Source organism: Streptomyces sp. NPDC017890 (assembly GCF_044328675.1).
In the GTDB taxonomy this organism is placed as follows: domain Bacteria; phylum Actinomycetota; class Actinomycetes; order Streptomycetales; family Streptomycetaceae; genus Streptomyces.
In genome coordinates, this window is sequence record NZ_JBIRHU010000083.1 from 1 (window position 1) to 3,825 (window position 3,825).

Below are 3,825 nucleotides of genomic sequence, written 5' to 3' on the forward strand. Positions count from 1 at the left end.
CGTTCGTAGTAGTTGTGTGGGGACCACAGGCGCTCACGGAGCTTGACGACGTCGTCGAGAAGTTGCTCGGCGAGGTCGACTCGGCGTGCCTTCATCTTCGCGACGCGAGCGGCCGTCGCTTCGACCGTCGCAGCCTCGTCGAATGAAAGCCCGAGTTCCTTGGCGACCTTGGTTACCGAGTACGCAGACCGGCCGATTTCGCGCGCTATCTCGTTGCGTCCCTTGCCCTGTGCATGCAACGCGGCGATCTTGTCGCGTTCAGCCTGTGTGAGGTCCGGCTTCTTCGTGCCCTTCTTCGGGCGAGTTGTCCGCGATCGCGACGCGGGTGGAAGCGGAGCCATGTATCACGCGCCTCGGAAGCGGCCGGCCCAGAATGCGAGTTTGCGGTCCGCTCGATCACGAACGGCCTGAATCGGGTTCGGAATCGGCATGCCCGATGCAGGGTCGATGATGAGCAGTCCAGCTTCGGCGATGATGACGGTCGATTCCTGATATTCGGCGATCGCCTCGCAGTAGGCGGCGAATTCGTCGATGTCCGCAGGGGTGAGATTGAACAAGGGGGCCAACCGTGCCCACGTCTGTTTGCCGATGTCGGTCAGCCACTCGGGTGTCTCCGGTGGTAAGTCCGATGAAGTGGGCTCAGGTGGTTTGTGGTTGGGGCGCAGGGAAACTACGGAAAGCTCCGGGCTGCTCATGTTGGCCCTCCCGTCAGAGTCGGCTCGATTGTTCAGTTGTGGGGACGGGTTGTGACGTCGGTCGGTGCACATTTCAAGCACGCGACCAACGTCTGACCTCTTAGGTCGAACCGCTGAGAGAACCGGCTGCCGGGCTTGCGGCGGTGCGGTTGCGGTTACGGCCAGTGATTCGGTTGAAGACACCGGAGATGCGCTGGCCGAGACGACGGGCTGCGTTACGCATGGTCACCCCTCCTTTCCTGTGATCCGGGCAGCAGAAAGCCCCGAGACACTTCGGCGACTCGGGGCTTTCAGCTGCTGGTGGGCTTGTGGTCAACCCGCAACCCGGTCGCCCGGGTGGGGAAGTCGGTGACTACCGGCCCTCGAATTCGATTCCGAGGATCTCTGCGGCTTTGTGACCGTCGAGGTACTTGTCCCCTAATTCGAGGACGCCGGCGCTGGCGAGGAAGGCATCTTTCGCTGCACGGTTCTTGAAGCACAGTGTGACCCAGTACTCGGAGTCGTTCATCTGGCCGAACTGCTCAGCCCACTCTTTCGACGCTCCGGACAAGCCTTTGCCGAGCGCGTTGAGTTCGGCCTTCGTGTCGTGCTCGATGTCGTCGGTGTATTCGACGTCGGCGAGAGGGTCGGGGTGGGGTTTCGCTTTCAATGCGGAGACGACGTCTGCGCGGGAGAACTTCGCGCGGTTGCCTCCGGCTTTGAGCTTTGCTTTCACTTCGTCAGACAGAGCCATTGATCATGTCCATTCTCATCAGTTCGAGTTCAGCCAGCGGGAACCAGTGCAGGATGCGCTGGTAGTCGTCGGGGGCGTGGTCGTGGATCGGCTTGAGGAAGTCGTATCGAATTCCGTCGAAGGACCGACCGTTGCCGTCGAGCCCGCCTTTGTGTCTGGGGTTCACTTTTCCGGCGAGGTATTTGCCGAACCACTCGTAGTCGGGGCCGAGTGTGATGCCGCGGTCCTTGATCGCCCGTCGCACGTCTGCGATGCCCCAGTCCCAGATGACGGACTGGCGTCGGGTGCGGTGTTTGATCGGGCCGTGGCGCATGATCGCCATTCGCCTTTGGGCGGAGTCTGTTGCCCGCACGCCGTCGAGGATCCAGGTGTCGTCCTCGGCGAAGTTGTCGCGCATGAGCATGTCCCACTCTTCGCGTGTCGGCGACGGGAATCCTGCAGCTTCGATGATCGCGCAGCGTTCGGGCGGCTGGAAGGTGAGGTTGTTGAGCATGCGGTAGAACGCATCTGCCGGCAGGTCGACGATATGTGTTTGAAAATAGTCTTCGTAGCGTTTGAGATCGTCCTCGACGAACTTCAGTCCCGGCACGATCGACTTGTGGATCGGAATGACCTGCATGTTTCGTCGTTCGAGTTCGATCCAGACGGCGACCGAGTCTTTGCCGCGGGAGAAGTTGAGGATGACGGGTCGACCTTCCGCTGCGAGGTCGTCGAGCATCTGCTTCGACGGGGTGATTCCGTCGAGTTCGATCATGTGGTGCTCCGTTCAGTCACAGTCGCGTCGGAATCGCAACCGATGATTCTGGTGTTCGCGGCGTCCTGTGCGTCGAGGGTCAGCAGTCGCCATGCGTACCAAATCGTTTCTCCGCCACCGAAGTCGACGGTGAAACTTCCGTTCTTGTGGTCGCCGGTGCAGGTGAGAGATTCGTTGGTGAACAGGTATCTGCCGGCGTTCGCACGGATGCTCGGTAGTTCGATGTCAGCCCAGACTCCGTCGTCGAAGTATCTGACTTCACCGTGGTGATCGGTGTATTCGATGACGGCGACTGTCGTTTGGTCGCTCATAGCTCGGTCACGTCAGTTACGGTGCGTTCGAGTCCCAGGAATCCGTCGCCGCGCTCGTCTACGAGGCTGGCGAGCGCGTTGCTGAGGTCGTATCCTTCTTCGTGTTGTTCGACTGCGAAGTCGTCCGGAACGTCGAACTCCTGCTGGTGTGTGCTGTGCTCTTCCCAGATGACTCTGATCTTTTTCATCGCACTCCCCCGTCTCGCTGGGGGAAGTGTGGGGCCGGCTGGGCTGTGGTGGCATTTGGGTGGTGTTCTCCCATGGGTGACCTCACTGGTTTGGGATGTTCCCCTGGGGCACTTGCCCCCTGGGCCAGCTTGACTAGCTGGTGTGTCCCTGACATTAGGTCACTATGCACCAATAGTGCAAGCTATGTGTCAACTATTGGTTTTAATGGGCCTGAGGGTGGCCCTGGGCAATCCTGGGGCCATTCTGGGCACTATGTACCCATAGTGCCTCATAGGCCCTGAGAATTGATCTCAGGGCCAGGATCACCCTTCCTGGGGTTGGCCAGTGGTGCAGTGCAGCCCTAGGGGCAGTTCACAACCCTGGGAGGTCTATCAGGTCCACAGAAATGCCCCTAAAAATGCACCCCTACCTGCAGAGTTGACAGACTATGCCCCCATAGTGCAAACTATGTATCAGCAAGCCAGTAAGGGCCAGCAACACAGGCCAGCTGGCAAGCAATCTGGATACCAGCTCAGAGTCTGGAAAACCTCAGTGTTGGTCTGTCCCAACAACTTCATATCGTCACAAGCCTGAATGCCGGCTCTTGGGAACCCTGAATAGGCCAGGGAAGAAACCCTCGAGCACATGATCTTTGAGAACTCAATAGCGTGAGACACCCACAACCACAAGGCAGCAATGCCCAATGGTGTTGCTGCCGATGATCCCTCGGAAAGGGGACCATTATGTCCAGCAAGTCCACCGAAGCGTATGTCCCGGTTTTCAAGACCGAGACCCTTCCGGACGACTTCACGAACGTGCTCGGAGCGATGCTCCTCATGGGCTGGAGTTACACCGTCGAACACAGCGTGGTCAACGAGGTGGTTGCGCGGATCACCGTCCGCGCACACAAGGTCAAAGCCGACGGATCTCCTGAAGGTAAGGCCCGTGAAATCCAACTCGTATGGGAACACGTCGGTGGTGAATGGTTCTGCATCGCAGAACAAACCGGGTACCTCAAGAAGAAGATCGGCGCCGACGGCGCAGCGATCGACTTCAAGAGTTCTGATCTGCTGATCAACTACCTGGGCAATCACACCGCTGAATGGATGTTCAATCCGATCGAGGCCCCAAAGCCGAAGCGTAAGAGCCGGCAGAAGGCAATCG

At 59.2% G+C, this 3,825-nt stretch carries 7 protein-coding genes; 1 reads left to right on the forward strand and 6 read right to left on the reverse strand.

What is annotated here, in order from left to right; genetic code table 11:
- The 6 genes from ACH4F2_RS35275 to ACH4F2_RS35300 all read right to left on the reverse strand — a co-directional run.
- Positions 1–341, reverse strand: a 341-nt coding sequence (locus ACH4F2_RS35275; RefSeq protein ID WP_398136750.1) for a helix-turn-helix domain-containing protein, incomplete at its 3' end; no start/stop codon positions are given.
- Positions 342–344: 3 nt separating this feature from the next.
- On the reverse strand, positions 345–695 hold the full coding sequence (locus tag ACH4F2_RS35280) for a P27 family phage terminase small subunit (protein ID WP_353798928.1): 351 nt from the start codon (positions 693–695) through the stop codon (positions 345–347).
- Positions 696–1,047: 352 nt separating this feature from the next.
- A complete protein-coding gene (locus ACH4F2_RS35285; RefSeq protein ID WP_021343775.1) occupies positions 1,048–1,428 on the reverse strand; it encodes a hypothetical protein in 381 nt (126 codons plus the stop codon).
- On the reverse strand, positions 1,415–2,182 hold the full coding sequence (locus ACH4F2_RS35290; protein WP_021343776.1) for a hypothetical protein: 768 nt from the start codon (positions 2,180–2,182) through the stop codon (positions 1,415–1,417). The genes ACH4F2_RS35285 and ACH4F2_RS35290 overlap by 14 nt, the downstream gene beginning before the upstream one ends.
- Entirely contained in the window at positions 2,179–2,493 is a 315-nt protein-coding gene (locus ACH4F2_RS35295) for a hypothetical protein (protein ID WP_353798927.1), read from the reverse strand. The genes ACH4F2_RS35290 and ACH4F2_RS35295 overlap by 4 nt, the downstream gene beginning before the upstream one ends.
- The gene (locus ACH4F2_RS35300) at positions 2,490–2,681 is read right to left on the reverse strand and encodes a hypothetical protein (protein WP_351643151.1); all 192 of its coding nucleotides are present in this window, start codon (positions 2,679–2,681) and stop codon (positions 2,490–2,492) included. Before ACH4F2_RS35300 ends, ACH4F2_RS35295 begins: the two co-directional genes overlap by 4 nt.
- A 723-nt stretch (positions 2,682–3,404) precedes the next feature.
- On the opposite strand from ACH4F2_RS35300, the gene ACH4F2_RS35305 reads away from it, so the two are divergent.
- On the forward strand, positions 3,405–3,825 hold a 421-nt coding region (locus ACH4F2_RS35305; protein ID WP_398136751.1), incomplete at its 3' end, for a hypothetical protein.

Bases quoted from the DNA above. Each gene is read 5' to 3' on its own strand.
- ACH4F2_RS35290 (WP_021343776.1), bottom strand. From the start codon at position 2,182: ATGATCGAACTCGACGGAATCACCCCGTCGAAGCAGATGCTCGACGAC.
- ACH4F2_RS35300 (WP_351643151.1), bottom strand. From the start codon at position 2,681: ATGAAAAAGATCAGAGTCATCTGGGAAGAGCACAGCACACACCAGCAG.
- ACH4F2_RS35280 (WP_353798928.1), bottom strand. From the start codon at position 695: ATGAGCAGCCCGGAGCTTTCCGTAGTTTCCCTGCGCCCCAACCACAAA.
- ACH4F2_RS35285 (WP_021343775.1), bottom strand. From the start codon at position 1,428: ATGGCTCTGTCTGACGAAGTGAAAGCAAAGCTCAAAGCCGGAGGCAAC.
- ACH4F2_RS35295 (WP_353798927.1), bottom strand. From the start codon at position 2,493: ATGAGCGACCAAACGACAGTCGCCGTCATCGAATACACCGATCACCAC.